The organism is Pseudomonas sp. PME37.24/025 (assembly GCF_055556615.1).
On record NZ_JBVHNK010000001.1, the window covers coordinates 137,766 to 160,407 of the forward strand.

Sequence of the window (22,642 nt, forward strand, 5' to 3'; positions counted from 1 at the left end):
CATGACGTCCACCCCCTTACATCTGGCCAGCCCCGGTCAGCAGGCTCTATGGCAGTTTCACCAACTCAACCCGGCCAGTCATGCCTATAACATGGTTGCCGCTCGCGAGCTGCGGGCGGACCTGGACGCCGCCACACTGTGCGCGGCCTTCACACGCGTCGTCGAACACTGCGAAACGCTGCATTGCGGCTATCGGGAAGTGGATGGGCAACTGTGGATGTTGCGCCCCGAACAGATCCGGGTCAGTGCAACCTGGGAGCGCCTCGACGACCTCGATGCGGCAGGGGTCAAGGCGTGGATCGAGCGTCATGCCGACCAGCCGTTCGACCTCGCATCGGCAAACATCTGTCGCTTGCGGCTGCTGCGCAATCAAGGTCGACTTTATTTATGCATGGCGGCGCACCACATCAGCGGAGACTTCCTGAGCGTTGAATGGATGCTCAAGCTGACCTTCGCCGCCTACCATGCCCAAGTCACTGGCGAACCGCTGGTCTTGCCAGAACCAGGCCTGTATTTCGAATGGTTGAACGATCACCGTGAGTTGCTGGAAGACAGCAAGCTCGCGTCCCTGGCCAGTTACTGGCAGGCACAACTCAGCGGGACCCCTGCGGCCCTGGAATTGACACCGGACCGCCCTCGCCCGCGCACCCCCGACTACGAAGGCGACGAATTCGAATTACTGCTCAGTGAGTCCCAGAGCAGCCATCTGCGAACAATGGCCGACACCCATCATGTCAGCCTGTTTGTGTTACTGGCCGGGCTGTTTCAGGTGTTCATGCATCGCTGCAGCGATCAGGACGACTTCCTGATCGGTACCCCGACCATGGACCGGCACAAAGCCAAATACAAAAACCTGATGGGCTTTACGCTCAACAGCCTGCCGCTGCGAGCCCGTTTCGAGCACAACCCGACCCTGACCGATTGCCTGCGCGACATCGCGCAACAAATGCGTGAAGGCTTGCGTCATCGCCGTTATCCAGCGGTGCGCATGCAGGAAGACGTCGGTAACGGCCCGTTGTTTCGCTGCATGCTGACCTACATGCCCAGCCGTCGCGACGAGCACTTTAGCGAATACAGCGTGCAAGAGCATCTGTTCACCCAACGCGGCGCGGCCAACGACCTCAACCTGCGCTGGCAGGACGACGGTGTCCAATTGCTCGCGCAATGGCGCTATCGCACCGACCTGTTCGATGCGCAGCGTATCGCCCGTCTGGCCGAAGATTTCGTCTGGTTTGCCGGCAAGGCTCAGCAGATGCCCGAGGCGAGGGTCAGCGACCTGCCGGCCTGTCCGCCTTCAGCGGCATCGCGCTACCAGGGCTCGAACAGCCAGCCTGCCTTTGCAACCGCTGTCGAAGCCTTCGAACACCAGGTACGCACGCGCCGCGATCGAACTGCCCTGAGCGATGCCAACGGCTCACTCACTTACGCCGAGCTGGACCAGGCGGCCGAAGCATTGGCACAACAGCTGCGTAGCACCGGAACAGGCACAGGCCAGATTGTCGCCTTGGCCCTGCCCCGGGGCCGCACGCTGATGACGGCCATGCTGGCCAGCTGGAAACTGGGCGCGGCTTATCTATGCCTGGACCCGGCATTGCCTGAGTCACGACGTCAGCAGTTGCTCGATAACAGCGCTGCCAGCGTACTGATCGGCCCCGATCAAACCGTGCGTTGCCTGGCCCAAGGCACAGGCGTCGCTCCCATGAATGCCGCGCCTGCCCACCCTCAACAACTGGCCTACCTGATTTACACCTCAGGCTCCACAGGCACGCCAAAAGCCGTGCGCGTGACCCAGGGCAACCTGATTCACTACGTCGACGGGGTGATGCAGAGTCTGGTGCTGAGCGAAAACGCCAGCCTGACAGCCTTGGCCAGCGTGGCCGCGGACCTGGGCTACACCGCCTGGTTTGGCGCGTTGTTGACTGGGCGAACCTTGCGCCTGATCGATGAACAACTGGCCGCTGACCCCGAAGAGTTGGCGCAAAGCCTGGCCGCGTCGCCAGTCGATTGCCTGAAGATCGTACCTTCGCACCTCAACGCCCTGCTCGCAGTCGCCGACCCACAGCGTCTGCTCCCGCGCCAATGCCTGGTGCTGGGCGGCGAAGGCTTGGACCTGACGCTGGTAAAGCGCCTGCAAGCGTTGTCGCCGGGCTGCCGGATCGTTAACCACTACGGCCCCACGGAAACCACCGTCGGTTGCCTGACCCAACCGGTGACCGAGTCTGACGATACCGTTTCAGGTTTTGCGCCGATTGGCGCGCCACTGGCCAATGTCAACGTTCACGTGCTCGATCGCTACCTGGACCCGATGCCACTGGGCAGCGCCGGCGAGCTCTATATCGGTGGCCCGGGCGTTGCCGATGGTTACCTGGGGCAGCCCGGTCTCACCGCTGAGCGGTTCATCCCCAACCCGCTCAGTGGCTCGGGTCAACGTCTTTATCGCACCGGTGACCGCGCACGACTGCTGCCTTCAGGCGTCGTAGAGTTCCTTGGACGTATTGATGATCAAGTGAAGATCCGTGGCTTTCGCGTTGAGCCAGGGGAAATCGAAGCGTGCCTCAGGGCCTGTGATGGCGTGCGCGAGGCGGTCGTGATCGCCCGGACATTGGTCGACAACGATGCCGCAAAACTGATCGCTTACCTGGTGCCAGACACCGGGCTGGATCGCGAACAGTTGCGCCGGCAACTGGCGGCGCAACTGCCTGAGCCGATGTTACCGAGCCTGTATGTCGAACTGACCGAACTGCCGCGCCTGGCAAACGGTAAAGTCGATCGACACAACCTGCCCGCCCCGGAACAGAGTCAGCGACAAAACACGCTGAACATCGCCCCCCGCGATCCGGTCGAGGCGTTGTTGATGGAACTGTGGTGCGCCCTGCTCGGCAAGTCCTCGCTGTCGATCCACGATGATTTCTTCGCCTTGGGCGGCGACTCGATCCTCGCCCTGCAATTGATCGCCGGCGCGCGCAAGGCACAACTCAAGTTCACCCCCAAACATTTCTTCGCTCACCCCACCATTGCACAACTGGCTGCCACGCTGGATTCGCCCCTCAAGCAATTGGAAGCACAATTAACTGCCCTGTGGCGTGACGTCCTGCAATGCACCGACCTGGGCCGCGAGGATGATTTCTTCGCCGTCGGCGGGGACTCGATCATTGCCCTGCAATTGATTGCAAAGGCACGCAAGCAAGGCCTGCGATTCAGTCCAAAAGAGCTTTTCGCCCACCCGCGCATCGAAGCGCTGGCCAGCTTGATCAATTGCCGCGCACCGGCGGTGGCGGCTCCGGCGCCTCAAGCACCGGCGAATCCACCGACGGCTTTCTCTCTCAGCCCTATCGAACGCGAGGCGCTCAACGCCCTGGCCGGTACCGAACTGGAGGATGCCTATCCGCTTTCGCCGTTGCAAAAAGGGCTGTTGTTCCACAGCCTGCTGGAGGGCGGCAATGGCGTTTATGTCAACCAACTGCAAGCCGAGTTGCAAGGCCCGCTGGAGCCTGCGCGCTACCTGGCCGCGTGGCGCGATACCTTCGCCGCGCATCCATTGATGCGTACCGGGATCCTCTGGCAGGGCCTGGAGGAACCCATGCAAGGGGTCTATCGCGACCTGCACTTGCCGGTACAACAACTGGACTGGAGCACACTCGATGAGACCCAGCGCCAGCAAGCCATGGCCGATTACTGCCAGGCTGACCGTGCGCTGGGTTTCGATCCGCAGCGCCCGCCCTTGCAACGCGTCGCGCTGATCCAGCTCGACGAGCAGCGCACATGGCTGGTGTGGAGCCGCCATCACCTGATCGCCGATGGCTGGAGTTCGGTGATGTTGATGGAAGAGATACTCGCCCGTTACAACGGCATCGCGGTCAACACCCGGCCGCCCTACCGCGACTATATCGACTGGCTCGCCGCGCAACCGGACGCCCAGAGCCAGGCTTACTGGCAGCAGCGCCTGGCAAGCTTCGAAGGCGCAGGGTCCCTGCCCGTCCTGAACGCTGCGCAAAGCGGGGCAACAGCGGTTTACTACACCCGCAATCTGCAACTGAGCGAAGCGCAAACCACAGCGTTGAACAACCTCGGGAAAAACACCCGGGTCACCCTCAATACGCTGGTACAGGCAGCCTGGGGTTTGCTGCTGGCGCGCTATAACAACCAGCCTGACGTCATGTTCGGTGTCACCAGCAGCGGGCGGCCGGGTGACCTGCCAGATGCCGGGCAGATGCTCGGCGTATTCATCAACACACTGCCGCTGCGTTTGCAGGTTGACTCCGGGTTGACCCTGGGCGACTACCTGCATCAGGTCCAGGCAATCAGCGTCGCCATGCGCGAACATGAGCAAACGCCGCTGGCCGAAATCCTCCAGCAGCACTCGCGAGGCGCCGGGCTGTTCGACACGCTGCTGGTGTTCCAGAATCTGCCGGCCCTCAGTGAGCGGCAACTGCAATCCGGTGAGTTGACGCTCAAGGTCATGGATAACCTTGAGCAGACCAGCTACGGCCTCACGGTCGAGGCCCTGCCCGGACGCCGCCTGGAGTTGCTTTTCAGCGCCGACACCCGACGCCTGCCGGTCGAATCGCTACAGACACTGATTGATCATCTGCACCGGCTCCTGCTCGCCATGGACACCGCGCCCGACACCCGTCTCGAGCAGCTGTCGATCATGACCGCCGACGAACGCGCGCGCCTGCTTGACTGGGGAACCCATCGGGCCGATTACAGCCTCGAAGACAGTTGGGAGCAACGGGTGGCCGCCCAAGTCGCCGCCCACCCTCAGCGATTGGTCGCACGTTGTGCCGATCAGTCCCTGACGTATGCCCAGCTCTGGCAACGCTCGGAAGTCATGGCCCGTGGTCTCCAGGCATTGGGTGCGCAACCCGACCAGCCGATCGCCTTGCTCGCCGACCGGGGCATCGACTGGTTGTGCCTGATGGTCGCGACCTTGCGCGCAGGCTGTGCCTGGCTGGCGCTGGAGCCCTCTCAACCCCCGGCGCGCTGGCAACAGGTGCTGGCACGGCTCGAACAGCCGATGGTGATCTGCACGCCCGAGTACGCAGAGCGCCTGGCTTCGGTCTATCAGGGCAAGCACGCCCTGCCGCACGACCTGGTGGAAATGAGTACGCTCGGACGTCTGCCGCAGCAACCGGCACGTCAGGATCAACTGGCCTACGTGCTGTTCACCTCAGGCTCCACCGGTCAGCCCAAGGGCGTGATGGTCACTCGCGCCGGCATGCTCAACAACATGCTGGCCAAGCTGGAACCGCTGGGTCTGAACCAGAACGATGTGATCGCTCAGACCGCACCGGCCTGTTTTGATATTTCTGTCTGGCAAGCCCTCACCGCACCGCTGTTCGGTGCTTGCGTGGAGATCATCGGCGACAGCGTCGTACGCGATCCCCAGGCACTGCTCCAGGTCCTGCGCACGCGCCACGTCAGCCTGTTTGAACCGGTACCGGCGTTGTTGCAGGCGATGCTGGAAAGCCAGGTCGACCAGCCAGTGTCATTGCCGGATCTGCGCTGGGTACTGCCCACCGGTGAAGCCCTGCCGGTGGCAACCACCCAACTGTGGTTCAGCCATTACCCGCACATTCCGTTGATGAACGCCTATGGTCCAGCCGAGTGTTCGGATGACGTGGCCTTCCAGCCATTGCGCAACGCTCCCGATCAAGGCACCAGCGTGGCGATCGGCCGGCCCACCGCCAATGCCGAACTGTACGTTCTGGGCCACGACCTTCAACCGCTACCCAAAGGCGTGGTCGGCGAACTGGCCATCGGCGGCATCGGCGTCAGTCGCGGCTATTTGGCGGACCCGTCGCGCACCGCCGCCAGCTTCATTCCCAACCCGTTCGGCGAGGCCGGCAGTCGTCTTTACCTGAGCGGCGATCTGGCGCGCTGGGGTGACGACGGCGTGTTGCAATATTTCGGACGCAAGGATTTCCAGCTCAAACTGCGAGGCTTCCGCATCGAACCGGGAGAAATCGAAGCGCATCTGGAGCGTCATCCAGACATCCTTCGCGCCATGGTCAGCCTGCAACGACTGGGCAGCAGCGAGATGCTGGTGGGCTATTGGCAGGGGCGTCACGGGCACGCACTCACTGATGCCGCGCTGGCGCAATTTGTCCGCGATGGTTTGCCTGCTTACATGGTGCCCTCCCTGTGGGTGCAGATGGACAGTTGGCCACAGAACGCCAATGGCAAAATCGATCGCAAGGCCCTGCCGGCACCCACCCTGGACAGCGTCGAGGTCGATCCCCCGAGCAGCGCCAACGAACACGTGCTGGCCGAGCTATGGGCGGCGCTGCTGCCGCCCCAGACACTGGGGCGCAACAGTCATTTCTTTGAAGCCGGTGGGCACTCACTCCTGGCTACCCGCCTGATCGCCCGCATTCGCCAACGTTGCGGCCTGGAGCTGGCGCTGCGCAGCGTTTTCGACGCGCCGCTGCTGTGGCAACAGGCGCAGTGCCTGGACGTCCTGTCGGCACAACCGGTCAACACCGCCGCCAGCGCGCCAGTGTTGCGACCCGTCGAGCGCCAGGTGCACATGCCTCTGTCCCTGAGCCAACATCGTCTGTGGATGATCGATCGCCTGCACGGGCCATCAGCGGCCTACAACATGGCCGCCACCCTCAGCCTGCAAGGTGCGCTGGACATGAGCGTCCTGCGCGCTACGTTCAATGCCCTGCTCAATCGTCATGAGGTCCTGCGAACCGCCTATTCGGACATCGACGGCGAACCGGTGTCCTTGATCGCGGCCCACCTTGAAATGGACGTGCCGCTGCGCGATGTCTCGCACCTTGATGCCGGGCAGCGCCAGTCCGTGGCCGATCAGGAAAGCCTGGACAACCTGCGACGCCCCTTCGACCTGGCACAGGCGCCCTTGATCCGGGCGCGGGTACTCAAGCTCGACGAGCATCAGCACCTATTGTTCCTGGGCTTGCATCATATGGTCGCTGACGGCTGGTCGGTCGGCGTGCTGATCAATGAGCTCAGTCATCTCTATACTGCGTTCCATGCCGGCAAAGACCCGCAACTGGCTCCATTGCCGGTGCAATACGCAGACTATGCGCACTGGCAGCGTGAGTGTCTGCAAGGTCCAAGCCTCGATAACGAAGTGACCTTCTGGCAGGAACAGCTGCGCGGTGCGCCACACGTACTCGCGCTACCGACCGATTGGCCGCGCCCGGCCCAGGCCGATGCACGGGGCGCTGCCAAAGCCCTGGAAATACCCGCGCCACTGCTGGCACGCCTCGATGCACTGGCCCTGGCTGAAGGGGTCACCCTGTATATGGTGCTGCTCAGCACCTTCGAATTGCTGCTGCATCACTTGACTGGCAGCGATGAGCTGTTACTGGGCACTGACGTCGCCGGTCGCGACGACGCCAGCCTTGAAGGTTTGATCGGCTTCTTCGTCAACGTCCTGCCGTTGCGCTCGCGTCGAATGGGCAACGAGCGCTTCAGCGATTTCCTGGCCCGTACCCGCGATACCTGTCTGCAAGCCTTCGAGCATCAGGCGCTGCCCTTCGATCGTGTTGTCGAAGCCTTGCAAGTGCCCCGCGAACGCAGCCGCAACCCCTTGGTGCAAGCCCTGTTCGTCCTGCAGAACACGCCCCAGGCAGACTTTGCCATCCCCGGTCTGCAAGTGCGCCAGCAACCCCCGGCGGAACGCACCAGCAAGTTCGACATGGCGCTGTTCCTCGAGCGCCAGGGCGATGTCATGCGCGGCGATTGGGTCTACGCCCGCGCGCTGTTCAAGGGCGAACGTATCGACGCCTTGATCCGTGCCTGGCTGAGCCTGCTGCAACAAGTCGTCGAGCAGCCCCACGCGGCCCTCTCTCATTTCACCGTCACATTGCCCTCTGTGGAGTCATCCGCCTTGGCTAATTCGCCCTCGCCATCGAGCAAACTCGACAAGTTGAAAAAGATGCCGGCCCGCGCCACAGCGCCCAAGCCGCTGATCCGCACCGCACCGCTGCTGCCGGGACGGGAATTCCCCTTGATGATCGAACCCTGTGTGCCGGACCTGGATCCGGTGGGATGGGCGCAAAGCTCCCGGGACCTGATCGATACCCTGCTGTGCCAGCACGCCGGCCTGCTGTTTCGCGGCTTTGCCCTGGACGACGCCAAGGCCTTCGAAGCCTTCGCCGAGGCCATCCACCCCGGTCTGTTCGGTGGCTATGGCGACCTGCCGAAGAAGGAAGGCGGACGCAATATCTACCGTTCCACGCCTTATCCGGAGCGGGAGATGATCCTGTTCCACAACGAGAGCTCGCACCTGCCGCGCTCTCCACGCAAACAGTGGTTCTTCTGTGAACAACCTTCGCCTGTGGGCGGTGCGACGCCCATCGTTGACTGCCGCGAACTGTACCGTCGCTTGCCGACAGCCCTGGCCGCAAGGTTCGAAAGCAAAGGGTTGCTTTATGTGCGTACGTTCACCGAGCGCCTGGATGTCAACTGGCGGGAGTTCTTCAAGACCGAAGATCGCGACGAGGTCGAGGCCCAGTGCCGGGCCAGCGGCACCGAGTTCCGCTGGCTGGCCAACGATGAGCTGCAAACCCGCACCCGTTGCCCGGCGGTGATCCGCCACCCGTTGAGCGGCGAGCGCAGCTTCTTCAATCAGATTCAACTGCACCACACCTTTTGCCTGGACCCTCAGGTACGCGAAGACCTGCTGCGAATGGTCGGTCAGGAACGTATGCCACGCCAGGTGTACTTCGGCGATGGCAGCCCAATCGACCACGAAACGATGTCGCTGATAGGTCGACTCTACGAAGAATGCGCGGTGCGTTTCGACTGGCAACAGGGCGATGTGATCATGCTCGACAACTTGCTGGCCGCTCACGCCCGCGACCCCTTTGAGGGCCCGCGAAAAATTGTCGTCGCGATGGGAGATCTGCATGAGCCGGCTCGCCTGGCCAATTACAACAACGCAATGGAACTGCAGGATTGAGCCCTACCATGAGCAATAACCAGGAAACGAACCACGATCTGCCCCTCAGCGCGGAGCAGTCCATCGCCTTGCAAAGCAGCCGCCCGTCCGTGCATCTGGGCATGACCCTTGAAGGCCCGCTGCACCCAGGGCAACTGCATGAAGCGTTGCTGCAAGTGATCGAACGCCATACCAGCCTGCGCACGGCGCTGCGTCCTTCGAGCCTGTATCGAAGCCTGCGCCAGCACGTCGTGGCGCCTGCGCTGCAATGGCATGTTCTGGAGTCTGGTTTGTCCGACGCCGAGCAGCAACAGCAAAGCGCTGCGCTGCTTGAAGCGCCGTTTGCCATTGAAAGCGGTTGCCTGGTTCGCGGCATCTTGCGTCAACTGGCACCGGCCCAATGGCGCCTCGACCTGCTGGTCGCTGCCTGTGCCAGCGACCGGCTCAGCCTGCAAAACCTGTTCAGTGAATTGGCCGAACTCTATGCACGCCCCGCTACCGTGCTGGAGGAAGCGTTCCAGTACTCGCAGTACGTGGAATGGCGCAACGACCTTGATGCCGATGACGAAGCCCTGAACGGTCGCGCTTACTGGGCCGCGCTGGAACTTGCGGACACGCCGCCAATGCACCTGGGATCGTATCGCGAGCCGATGGGGCAGCGTAGCCTCCCGCCGGTGAGTCAACGCCTGCCCGTCGAATTGCATCACACGCTGCAGCAACTCGCCGATCAATCCCAGCAACCGCTGGGGACAGTCCTGCAAGCGGCGTGGTGGTTACTGTTGGCACGTGTTGGCGGGCACTCGGTGTACACCGCCGGCTGGCAACAGGATTGCCGTGTCGACTACGACACCCTGGCCAACGGAATCGGCGTCTATGAAAAGATCCTGCCGCTGGTGCTCAACCTCGACCTGAACGGCACGTTCGACCAGTGGCTGCAAAGCCTGGCCAGTCAACTCAACGAACACACTCAACAACAGGAATACTGGAACGTCGCCGACCCGGCCCATACCCGTCATCGCAAAGTCGGTTTCAACCTGGCAAGCCACTGCCAGGACATCGACAACGCAGGCCTGCGCTGGCAGGTCGATACGCTGCCAGGTGTCGACTCATGCTTCGAGCTGGCGCTGCAAGTCGTGCTGGATGAGCACGGTCCGGGGCTGACAGTCAGCGTCCAGGCGCCCGGCGCGCACTATGGCGACGAAGACCTGCAATGCTTGCTGGAGCAATATAACTGCCTGCTACGTGCCTTGCCCGAAGGGCTGAATACCCGCGCCATGCTCGAGCTGCCGCTGAGCAACGCCGAGCATCGGGCCCGCCAATTCCAGCTGTACGGCCCCAGCCGAGACTTCGGTTCCCAGGCGCTGCCTCAGCGGCTGTTCCATTGGGCGCACAACACGCCGGATGCACCGGCATTACAGACCGACAGCCAAACCTTGAGCTATCGACAACTGCACGAACAGGTCGAGCAGTTGGCCGGTGCCTTGTGCGCGCGAGGTATTGGCCGTGAGTCGAAAGTGGCCCTGCTACTGCCGCGCTCGGCGGACTTGCTGCTGGGTCTGTTCGCGGTGCTGCGAGCCGGTGCGGCCTACATCCCTCTGGACCCGACCTGGCCGGCCGCTCGCCTGGAAAAAATCCTCGGCGATGCGCAGCCACAACTGCTCATCGGCTCTGCCCAGGGCGTGAGCATCTCCGAGCTGCAAGACTCGGCGGTTGTCACTGTGTCTTCGACCGATAACATCTCGCTCAACGACGCGGCTTATCTGCTCTATACCTCTGGCACCAGCGGTGAACCCAAGGGCGTGATCATCGAACACGGTCATTTGCTCAACTACACCGCGGCGGTCAGCGAAGCGCTGGACCTGGCCGATTGCAAACGCTTCGCGCTGATTTCCTCGGTGGCCGCGGACCTGGGCAATACCACGCTGTACGGCGCGCTATGGAACGGTGCCTGCATGGTGCTGGCCAGTGACGAAGCCAGCCGCGATGCCAGTGCATTCGCGCGTTATGTTCGCGATCAACGTATCGACTGCCTGAAAATCGTTCCGTCACACTTGGCGGCACTGCTCGAAGACCAGGACAGCGTCTTGCCGGATGTCGTGATACTGGGTGGCGAACCCTGCCCGGGCGCATTGCGCCAACGCATCCAGCAAGTGGCCCCCAATAGCCGGGTACACAATCACTACGGCCCGACCGAAACCACGGTCGGCGTACTGTTCAGTCTCAGCCAGGCGTTCGAGAGCGCTGCACCGCTGGCCCTGGAACAGGCGCTGGCGAACACCCGCGCCTATGTCCTCGAGCAGACCCCGGCGGGCCTGCAACCCGCGCCGCTGGGCGCCTTGGGTGAGGTGTACCTGGGCGGCGCGCAAGTCAGCCGTGGTTATCTGAACCGAGCGGCGGATGCGTTTATCGATGATCCATTCAAGCCGGGCCAGCGCCTGTATCGCACGGGAGACCTGGCAAGGTTGTCGCCCAACGGGCGCTTGCACCTGGCGGGCCGCAGCGACCAGCAGATCAAGGTTCGCGGCTTTCGTGTCGAGCCCGGTGAACTGGAGGCGGCACTCCTGAAGCTGGCCGGCGTCAGTCAGGCGGTGGTGCATTTCACGGGCGGCAAGTTACTGGCCTACGCCGTCAGCAGCTGTGAAAGCGCTGACTTGCTCGCCGAGTTGCGCACCTCGTTGCCCGACTACCTGACCCCTTCGCACGTGCTGCGCGTGCCTGCGTTGCCGCGCCTGGCCAACGGCAAGGTCAATTACGCCGCACTGCCCACACCCGACAGCCTGGCTGAACGCCGAGTCGAGCTCGCGCCAAGGGATGCGCTCGAAGCCCTGCTGGCAGATCTTTACCAGGAACTGCTGGAGCGCGACAGCCTGAGCATCACCGACAGCCTGTTCGATCTGGGCGGCCATTCCTTGATGGTCATCAAGCTCTGCACGCGCCTGCGCAGCCTGTTGCAACTGGAAGTACCGCCGGGGCTGGTGTTCGACAACCCGAGCATCGCGACATTGGCGCAGGCGTTGCGCGCCCAGGAAAGCCAGCCGGGGCGACTGCTGAAAATCGCCGAGCTGCGCCGCACCCTGGCCGCGATGTCGCCCGAGGAACGCGCCGCCTTGCAGGCACGCGCCAAGTCCGCCAGCCCTTCTGTCTGATGACCCCAGGACGCAATCACGCTATGGAAATCAACCCGCATCAACTGGCAGAGCGCATCGCCAGGCTCACGCCCCACAAACGCGAAGCCTTTGCCGCGGCACTGGCGGCACAAGGCATACAACTCAATCGTTTGCCGATTGTCCCGTCTCCTGACGAGGGGCCGCGCCCGCTGTCCTGGGCCCAGCAGCGACTGTGGTTTCTCCACCGTCTCGACCCCGACAGCAGCGCCTACAACATGCCGGCCGCATTGCGCTTGCGTGGCGCACTCAACGTGGGCGCCTTGCAACACGGCTTCGATCAACTGGTGGCACGGCATGGGATTTTGCGCAGCACGTTTCACGAAGCCGAGGGCAAGGCGCATCAGATCATTCACGAGCAGTTGCCGTTGGCGCTGCCGCTGATCGATCTTTCAGATGAGCCCGGCAGCGATCGCGAATCACGCCTGCAATACCTGATCGATAGCGAAACCAACCGCACCTTCGACCTGCAACAGGCGCCACTGCGCTGCCTACTGATAAAACTCAGCGACGACGAGCATGTGCTGATCCTGACCGCACAACATATCGTCGCTGACGGCTGGTCCCTGGGGATCCTGGTCAAGGAACTGAGTGCGTTCTACAGCGCCGCCCTGGAAGGCATCGAGGCGCAACTGCCCGCGTTGCCGGTCCAATATGCCGACTATGCGTTGTGGCAACAGACATGCCTGAGTGACAGCGCACTGGCACCGGAACTGAACTATTGGCGCGAACATCTGGCGGGAGAACAACCCTTGCTGGAACTGCCGACCGACCGTCCTCGCCAGAAACATTCAAGCGGTCGTGGCGTCCGCCATTACCTCACCGTCGACCCGACATTGACCGAAGGTTTGCGACAGCTTGCGAAAGCGCGCGGCACCACGTTGTTCACGGTGCTGTTGAGCGCCCTCAACGTTCTGCTGTATCGCCTTAGCGGCCAGACCGACCTGCGTGTCGGCGTGCCCGTGGCCAACCGCACGCGCGTGGAAACCGAAGGTCTGATCGGCTGCTTCATCAACACGCTGGTCATGCGCTGCGAACTCAACGGCCGGCGCACCTTCAATGAGGTGATGGACGACGTCAACAACGTGCGGCGCAGTGCCCTGGAACATCAGCAACTGCCCTTCGAGCGACTGGTCCAGGCACTCGAACCTGAACGCCATCTTTCCCACTCCCCCTTGTTTCAGGTGATGTTCAACCTGCTCGACGATCACGCGCCGCGTCGACTGCAACTGCCAGGGCTTGAGATCGAGGAAATCGAGCGCCAGCAGATGACCGCGCAACTGGACCTGGTGCTCAACGTGTCGGAGCGCAGCGACCGGCTTGAGGTGTGCTTCACCTACAATGGCGATCTGTTCGAACATGACAGCATCGTCAACCATGGTCTGGCTTACAGCGCCCTTTTGCAGGGCCTGGTACAGGCTCCCGACGGCATGATCGCTCATCTGCCGATACGCGACGCCGAAGCCGAGCAGCGTCTGTTGGCGCAGTGCCAGGCTTCATTGACGCTTTCGACGCTGCCCGAGCTGGTCCATCTGCGACTGGCGGCGCAAGCGGCGAAAACCCCGGACAGCCTGGCGCTGATCCACGATGACCAGACCTGGACCTACGCCGAACTGCAACGCCGGGCTGACCGTATTGCCCAACATCTGCTGGCGCTCGACCTGCCACCGGAAGCGCGCATCGGGCTGTGCCTGCCCCGGGGGCTGGACATCATCGCGGCAGTGTTCGGCACATTGAAAGCAGGGCTTGCCTTTGTGCCGCTGGACCCACAATTTCCAGCCGAACGCCTGGCTCACATGATCGACGATGCCGACATTCGCCTGGTGTTGGTCGACGCGTCCACAGCGTCGGTGGTCAAGACTTATCAACGGCCGTGCCTGGACGTCTGCGCACTCCCGCCAATGCCTGGACTTCAGACCGCCACGGCGGCCCGGACCGTGCATCGCGAACAACTGGCCTATGTCATCTACACCTCCGGCTCCACGGGCAAGCCCAAGGGTGTCGCGGTCACTCACCGTTCATTGGCCGGTTATACCGAAGTCGCTCGCGCCTATTACGGTGTCAGCGCCGAAGATCGGGGGCTGCAGTTCTCCACGTTCAACTTCGATGGTTTCGTCGATCAGCTGTTTCCTCCACTGGTGTGCGGCGCCAGCCTGGTCGTACGCGGCCCCGAGTTATGGGACAGCCGCGAATTCCTCGCCCGACTGTATCGCCATGGCATCACCGTGGCAGCCTGCCTGACCACCGCCTATTGGTACCAACTGGCCCAGGATTTCGCCCTGGACCCGGCCAACGCCTATGGTGCCCTGCGTCTGGTCAGCGTCGGTGGCGAAGCCATGCCTCCCGAAGGGCTCAACGCCTGGCGCAAGGCCGGGCTGAGTCATGTCCGGCTGCTGAACATCTACGGCCCCACGGAGATCACCGTGGTGTCGAGTATTCAGGACTGCACCGAACTGCTGGCCAGTGAACACTTGCCACTGCAAATGCCGATCGGCGAACCCTTGCACGGCCGCGCCTATTACCTGCTCGACCGCGATGACAACCTCGCGCCTGCCGGTGTGCCCGGGGAGCTGTGCATTGGTGGCTCATTGTTGTCCCGCGGTTATCACGACGTTCCGGGGCTGACCGCCGAACGCTTCTGCCCCGACCCGTTCGGCCCGCCGGGCAGCCGCCTGTACCGCACCGGTGATCGGGTGCGGCGCTTGCCCAACGGCACCTACGAATACCTCGGCCGGATCGACCAACAGGTCAAGCTGCGGGGCTTTCGTATTGAATTGGGCGAGATCGAATCACGCTTGCAGAGTCATCCAGAGGTACGCCAGGCCTTGGTGATCGTGCGTGAGGACCGGCCTGGCGATCGTCGCTTGGTCGCCTATGTGGTTTATCAGACAGAACCCTTGGCACTCACCGCCTTGCGCGAACACATTGCCGAACATTTGCCTGACTACATGGTGCCTTCCGCCTTCGTCTCCCTTGAGCACATACCGCTGACCCCGGGCGGCAAGCTCAACAGAGCGGCGCTGCCGGCCCCCGATTATTCGCTGCAAGCCACACAGGTGCGGGGGGCAGATACCCCGCAGGAACAGCAGTTGCTGATGCTCTGGCAAGAAGTACTCGGGCTGGAATCCATAGACCTGCACGACAACTTTTTCGCCCTGGGTGGGCACTCGTTGCTGGCCGCTCAACTGGTCACGCGAATTCGCCTGACGCTGAACATCGAACTGCCCCTGCGGGCGCTTTTCGAAGCACCGACCATCGCGCAATTGGCGCTTGCGCTGTCCAGGGCCGAGGCCAGCAGCGAGCAACCGATAGGGCCCGCCCCTGTCCCGTCTCATGGCCGGCGGTTGCTGTCCCACGCCCAACAAGGGATGTGGCTGGTGCAGGCCATGCAACCCGAGAGCGCGGCGTATCACATCCCCAGCGCGGCGCGCTTGCGCGGTCACTTGGAGATCGACGCGTTGCATCAGGCATTCCGAGGGCTGGTGCAGCGCCATGAAGCATTGCGCAGCAGCTTCCACGAACGGGACGCGGAACTCTTCGTTCAAGTGCGGGCAGATATCGATCTGCCGATGCCATTGCATGACCTCAGCGCCCTGCCTGTCGAAGCGGCCGAAAACGCGGCACGACGGTTGTTGATCGACCTGGCGACACGCCCTATCGATCTGCGCCAGGCTCCGTTGCTGCGCTTGCATGTGATCAAGCTGCGGGACAATGAGCACCTGCTGTTGCTGGTGCTCCACCATATCGTTTCCGACGGTTGGTCCATGGGCCTGTTGGTGAGCGAACTGACTCACCTCTATCGCACCGCCCTGAGCGGTGAAACCCCAACGCTGGTGCCATTGCCCATCCAGTATTGCGACTACGCAGCCTGGCAGCAGCGATACCTGGATGAGGCGATGCTTGAGCGTCAGCTTGGCTACTGGAAGCAGGCGCTTGGCGAACCTCAGCCGCCGCTGGACCTGCTCAGTGACAGACCGCGCCCGGCGGCCATGAGCGGACAAGGTGCACGCTGGTCGTTCCAGATTGGCGAGCCCACCACCCAAGCCCTGAAACAGCTTTGCCTGACCAACGGGGCGACCTTGTTCATGGGCTTGCTGGGGGCTTTGCAGGTGTGCCTGTATGCCCAAAGCGGTCGCCAGCATCCGGTCATCGGCACCGACGTGGCCAACCGCAACCGCGCGGAAACCGAAGGGCTTATCGGCTTTTTCATCAATCAGTTGGCCCTGCGCGGCGACCTGACCGGCAACCCGACGTTCGGTGGGTTGATCCAGCGCCTGCGCCCCCAGGTACTGGACGCTTTCAAACATCAGGAATTGCCTTTCAACAAGCTGGTTGAAGCGCTCAACCCGCCGCGCAGCCTCGCCTACAACCCGTTGTTCCAGGTCAAGCTGGTGCTGCAGAACCAACCGGCAAGCGTGCTGCAAATGCCGGGGCTGGAAGTGCTGCCCGAGCGCATCGAGCACGGCCAGTCACAACTGGACCTGCACCTCACCGTGGAAGAAGACCGGGACGCCCTGGCCTGCACCCTCAAATACAGCACCGACTTGTTCGACGCGACAACGGCCGAGGCTTTCGCCAATGCCTTCAGCGCGCTGCTGGAGCACGTCGTCACGGACCCGGAGCGACTGATCGACGACCTCGCCCAGGACCTGAAACGGCAAACGCAAGAACAACGCATGAAGCATCTGAGCGCACGCAACGAGCAGAGCCTGGCACGGTTGGGCAGCGCACGTCGGCGTACTCGATTCACCACTGACTCTATGGAGGGATAAGACATGAATGGTCCCGCGACACCTACCCTGGGCGGCATGCGCCGCAAGCCGATTCGCCTGGATGAAGACGCACTGGTCACCTTCAAGCCGCTCAATGACGGTCAGAACTACACGTTGCTGTGCGAACCCGCCAGCCCCGGTGTCAGCCTGATCGCCTGGGCGCAGCGGCAACGGGAGCTGATCGAGCGCAAACTCCTGGAACACGGTGCGTTGCTGTTTCGTAATTTCCAGGTCGACAACGCCACGGCCTTCGACCAATGCATCAGCTCGCTGTCGGGCGGTGCGCTGGAGTACAAATTCAGGGCCTCGCCGAGGACGCAGGTCGATCCACGCCTGAACATCTACACCTCCACCGACTACCCGCAAGACCAGCGCATTTTCCCGCACAACGAACACTCTTACTCACCGGTGTTCCCGCTGAAGATTTTCCTGTGGTGCGATGTCGCCCCGCAATGGCGTGGTGAAACGCCGATCGGCGATACCCGCGCCATTACCCGTGGCATCGATCCACAGGTACGCGAACGCTTCGCCCGCCTGGGCATCATGTACGTGCGTAACTACGGAGACGGCTTCGGCCTGCCCTGGCAAACCGTGTTCCAGACCGAGGACCGGGCGCAGGTCGAGGCCTACTGCGCCAGTGTCGGCATCCAGACACAATGGAAAGAGAACAATCGCCTGCGCACGCGCCAGGTCGGCCCCGCGTTGGTCCGGCACCCGCGCACCGACGAAATCCTCTGGTTCAACCATGCCACGTTCTTCCACGTCAGCACGCTGCCGGCCAGCGTGGGTGATGCCCTGCAGGCCGACTTCTCCGACGACGATCTGCCGCAAAACACCTTTTATGGCGACGGCAGCCCTATCGAACCCGAGGTGCTTGAGCATCTGCGCGCCGTGTACCTGCAAAACATGATCGAGTTCAGTTGGCAACGCGGCGATGTGTTGTTGCTCGACAACATGCTCTCGGTGCATGCGCGCAACGAATACAACGGCCCCAGACGCATCCTGGTCTCCATGGCCGAAGCACTGAACAGCACAGACGTGGCGCTCAAGCCCTGAATCGCTCGCTCGTTCGATGTCCCTGACTTGCCCCTATTGTTCAAGGCCTCAATCCTATGTCCAGTAATGCCTTAGAGGGTTTTCGCCCTGCCCTGCAACAAAACCTGTACTGGTCGCGCGCCACTGATCGCAGCGCCGCCCTGTTCCTGACCCTGGCCTTGCCTGACGCTATCGACAGCGCACGCCTGCGTTCCGCCCTGGAGCAAGTGCTGGAGCGCCACGAAATTCTGCGCACCCGTCTGGTGGCCGCACCCGGCATGGAATTGCCGGTGCAGGTGATCGCCGAACACATCAACATTGACTGGCGGGAAATCACTGCGCCCGAGTCTTCTGTCGACGATTTGAAATCAACACTGCGCGACGTCTTGAGCCAGGCCACGCCACCGGCCCTGGCCATTGCCCTGCTGCCATCCGCCTTGTTGGTCGCGCTGCCTGCCGCCAATGCCGACGCCACCACACTGGAACGCCTGCTGTTGGAGTGGCAAGCGCTTTATCTGGGCAGTGAGCTGTCGGAAGACACCGTCCAGTTCGCCGACTTCGCCGAATGGCAGTTCGAATACACCAGCGGCAGCGATAGCGATGCCGGTCGAGCCTTCTGGCAACGCCAACAGGCGCCGGACCTGCTGGCAGTACTGCATCCATTCCAGCGCGCCACGACCCACAGTGAACGGCAAATGGCCCAGGTCGAACAGACGCTGGACGCTGATCTTCAAGACCGACTCAAAAGCGCCCTCGCCGGCCTTGATACCCCGGCACAGAATCTGTTCGGCGTGTGCTGGGCGGTACTGCTCAGACGCCATCTGGGCCAGCCTCAGGTGGTGCTCGGCTGGGAACATCCGGGCCGCAACAGCGCCACAACGACGGCGATGGGCCCCTATGCCAAGCGCCTGCCGCTGCTGCTGGCATTCGACGACAGCCAGTCGCTGGCCGGCCTGCTCGGTGAGTTTTCCTCCTTGTTGACCGAGGCCGACACCTGGCAAGAAGCGTGGCCCGCTCAGTCGGCGCAAACGCCGTTCGGCTTTCGCTTGCGCAAACCGGCGCCCTCGGCCTGGACGGTGCGGGCACTGGAAGGCGAGGAATGTCCGCATGCACTGCTGCTGGACGTCACCGAACACGCACAAGGGTTTGATTTTCGCCTGCACTTCGACGCCTCGGCGCTGGACATCGATGCCGCACGTTTGTTGCTCGATCAGTACCTGACCCTATGCGTGCAGGCCTGCGCTGCCAGTTCACAACCGTTGAGCGATGCCAACGGTATCAGTCGAGCTCATCAGGATTGGCTGGCGGCCTTGAACCAGACTGCCACGCACCTGGCGACCCCGACGTTGCTGCACCATCTGTTCGAGCAACAGGTCGACGTACAACCTGATGCCATCGCCGTTACCCACGGTGATGTTCACCTGAGTTATCAAACGCTAGAGCGCCAGGCCAACCAGGTGGCGCACCGACTGCGCCAGGCAGGCCTGACGGCCGGGCAGCCGGTGGGGTTGTTCATCGAACGTTGCAGTGAAGCCCTCGTCGGCATCCTGGGCATTCTCAAAGCGGGCGGCGCTTACTTGCCACTGGACCCGACGTACCCCGCCGAACGCCTGAGCGACATGCTCGAGCAGACCGCGGCCCCACTGCTGCTGAGTCTGACTCGCCTGCAAACGCGCTTGCCCAGGGGCAACTACGAAACGGTGTGGCTCGACCAGCCGGGTAGCGACAGCGCCTTCGATCAGCGTCCCGAACCCATCAGTGATGCCGACACCCTGGCCTACCTGATTTTCACCTCGGGCTCCACCGGACGCCCGAAAGGGGTCATGGTGACTCATCGCAATGCCGTGCATTCGACATCGGCGCGCCAGCTGGCCTACGAAGAGCCCCTGGAGTCTTTCCTGCTGGTGTCCGGGTTGGCGTTCGACAGTTCGGTGGCCGGTCTTTTCTGGACCCTTGGCCGTGGCGGTCGACTGTGCCTGCCCCAGGACGACCAGGTACAGGATGCATTAGCCTTGGGCCGCTTGATCGCAACCCAGCGCATCAGCCACACCTTGATGTTGCCGTCGCTCTACGCCCAGGTACTGGAGCAGGCAGCCGACCAGTTGGGCAGCCTGCGCTGCGCCATCGTCGCCGGCGAAGCCTGTCCGGCCGCCCTCGCCCGACATCATCGCGAGCAATGCGAGCACGCCCAGCTATACAACGAGTATGGTCCGACCGAAGGCACCGTATGGTGCAGTTACTACCGCGCCCGGGGCGACGAACACGGTGTGCTGCCGATCGGCAAGGCCATCGCCAATATGCAGGTGTTCGTACTCGACGAGCAGATGCGCCCGGTGGCGGCCGGCGTGGCAGGTGAAATCTACCTCAGTGGCGCAGGCATCACCCAGGGCTATCTGGGACGACCTGACCTGACCGCCGAACGCTTCTTGAGCAACCCGCTCGATCCCCAAGGCAGCAAGTGGTATCGCAGCGGCGATATCGGCAGGGTCAATCCCCATGGCGACATCGAGTTCCTCGGGCGTGTCGACGACCAGGTGAAAATTCGCGGCTTCCGGATTGAACTGGGGGAAATCGAAGCCCGCCTGCTGAGCCATCCCGGGATACGGGAAGCCGTCGTCATCGCCCGCCCGAACGAAGTCGGCGATACCGAGCTGGTCGCTTATCTGGTGGCGCGCGAGGTATGCCCTGGCGCCACTGCGTTGCGCGAATACCTGGGCACGCAATTGCCTGACTACATGCTGCCAAACGCCTATGTGATGCTGTCGGCATTTCCCTTGACCCCTAACGGCAAGCTGGACCGCAAGGCATTACCGGCCCCCGCTCGCGATCGCCAGCTCAGCTACCGGGCGCCACGCAACGAACGCGAGCAATTGCTGGCAGCGCTGTGGACGCAAGTGCTGGGAGTGGAGCGTGTCGGCCTGGACGATAACTTTTTCGAACTGGGCGGCCATTCCCTGACCGCGACCCGACTGGTGTCGCGACTGCGCAGCAGCCTGGGGCTGGAAGTGCCGGTACGTGCCCTGTTCCAGCATCCGACGCTGGGCGAATTCATTGACCAGGCGCTGCCAAAGGCCGATGCCTCGACGTTGCCGCCGATCACGGCCCAACACCGCCAGCCTTCAACGGCGATGTCATACGCCCAGGAACGGCTCTGGCTGTTCGATCGCCTGCACCCGGGAAGTACCACTTACAACGTGCCCGAATCGGTGCGCCTGCACGGCGACCTGGACGTGTTGGCGCTGGAGCGCAGTTTTGCGCTATTGCTGCAACGCCATGAGGCCCTGCGCACCACCTTCACACTGGAAAACAATCAACCGGTGCAGCGCATCAGCGCAGCGCAGGGCTTCACGCTGCCATTGATTGACCTGAGTCATCTGGGCGAAAGTGATCGGCATCAACACCTGCACACCGAACTCCGGGCCCAGGCCGCCCACCCGTTCGATCTGGCGCAGGGGCCTTTGATCCGCGCAGGCCTGGTTCGGCTGTCTGCCCAGGAGCATGTACTTTGGCTGACCTTGCACCACATCGTCTTCGATGGCTGGTCGATGCGTGTGTTCACCCGTGAATTGACCCAGCTCTACACCGCATTGAGCAAAGGGCAGCCTTCGCCCTTGACCGGGCAAACCTTGCAGTACACGGACTTCGCTCAATGGCAACGCCGTGAACTCAATCACGACGTGCTCAAGCCGCAACTGGATTTCTGGCTGCAACACCTGGGCGCCGACCGAACGCTCTTGCAACTGCCTTGCATGTTGCCGCGTCCGGCGCTGCCCAGTCATCGGGGTGCTGAATACACCTTCGAACTGGGCCTGGAGATCACGCAAGCGCTGCACGCCTACAGCCGGGAACAGGGCGCGACCCTGTTCATGACGCTGCTCGCCGTGTTCAACGTGCTGCTGGCCGGCCATAGCGCGCAGCAGGCCATACGGATCGGCATTCCTATCGCCAATCGCCATCGCCAGGAGCTGGAGGGCTTGATCGGTTTCTTCGTCAATACCCTGGCCTTGCGCACGGACCTGGCGGGCAACCCGGGATTCGACAACGTACTCAAACAGGTCCGGGACAACCTGCTGACGGCTCACGCCAATCAGGACCTACCGTTCGAACAACTGCTGCAAGCACTGCCCAGCGCGCAACAACACAGTGCGCCGTTGGTCCAGGTAATGTTCGATCTGCATCGCGAGCGCATTCTTACCTCCTCCGAGTTTGGTGATTTGAGAATCGAGCCGGTCAAGGAAGACAATGGCAAGCGCAGTACCCTGTTTGACCTGATGCTGGACATCAGTGAGCGCGAGCAAGGGCTGATCGCGACGTTCACCTACAGCACCGATCTGTTCGAGCACGACAGCATCGTGGCGTTGAGCGAAGATTTCCGCACCTTGCTCGATACCGTCCTGGGCCAGACATCGCCGTCCTTCGAAACGCTGTTGCAGCAGCTCAAACCGATGAACCGGCCACAGGTCGAGCCTCTGGCGGACGCCCGCACGCAGGTTTTCGACGCCTTGCAGGAGGTGCTTGAACACACCGATCCGGACGAGCAGGCGAACTTCTTCGAAGTCGGTGGCAGCTCGCTCAAGGCAGTGTTGTTGTGCGCTCGGCTACAGGAACTGTGGGGCACGAAAATCCCCGCTCACCTGGTGTTCCTGAACCCGATACTGACTGATCTGGCCAATGTCTTGAGCCGTTACGCCAAAGCGGTGGCTGGCTGAATAACAGGCCCCGGGGAATACCTCGGGGCCTGCCAACTTGCGCAAGGC

Annotated in this window: 5 protein-coding genes; all 5 read left to right on the forward strand. The window is 62.6% G+C overall.

What is annotated here, in order from left to right; translation table 11 throughout:
• The first annotated feature begins 1 nt into the window (after position 1).
• Genes ACZ3HH_RS00560 through ACZ3HH_RS00580 form a run of 5 tightly spaced genes read left to right on the forward strand, consistent with a single transcriptional unit; the run spans position 2 to position 22,594 of the window.
• Positions 2-8,935, forward strand: coding sequence for an amino acid adenylation domain-containing protein (locus tag ACZ3HH_RS00560; protein WP_465802141.1), 8,934 nt, complete (start codon positions 2-4; stop codon positions 8,933-8,935).
• Between the two features lie 8 nt (positions 8,936-8,943).
• Positions 8,944-12,060 (forward strand): non-ribosomal peptide synthetase, encoded by a 3,117-nt coding sequence (locus ACZ3HH_RS00565; protein ID WP_465802142.1) that lies wholly within the window; start codon positions 8,944-8,946, stop codon positions 12,058-12,060.
• A 23-nt stretch (positions 12,061-12,083) separates the two neighbouring features.
• On the forward strand, positions 12,084-16,850 hold the full coding sequence (locus ACZ3HH_RS00570) for an amino acid adenylation domain-containing protein (RefSeq protein ID WP_465802144.1): 4,767 nt from the start codon (positions 12,084-12,086) through the stop codon (positions 16,848-16,850).
• Between the two features lie 3 nt (positions 16,851-16,853).
• Entirely contained in the window at positions 16,854-17,906 is a 1,053-nt protein-coding gene (locus tag ACZ3HH_RS00575; RefSeq protein WP_465802146.1) for a TauD/TfdA family dioxygenase, read from the forward strand.
• 56 nt (positions 17,907-17,962) lie between these two features.
• Entirely contained in the window at positions 17,963-22,594 is a 4,632-nt protein-coding gene (locus tag ACZ3HH_RS00580; RefSeq protein WP_465802147.1) for an amino acid adenylation domain-containing protein, read from the forward strand.
• Positions 22,595-22,642 lie beyond the last annotated feature (48 nt).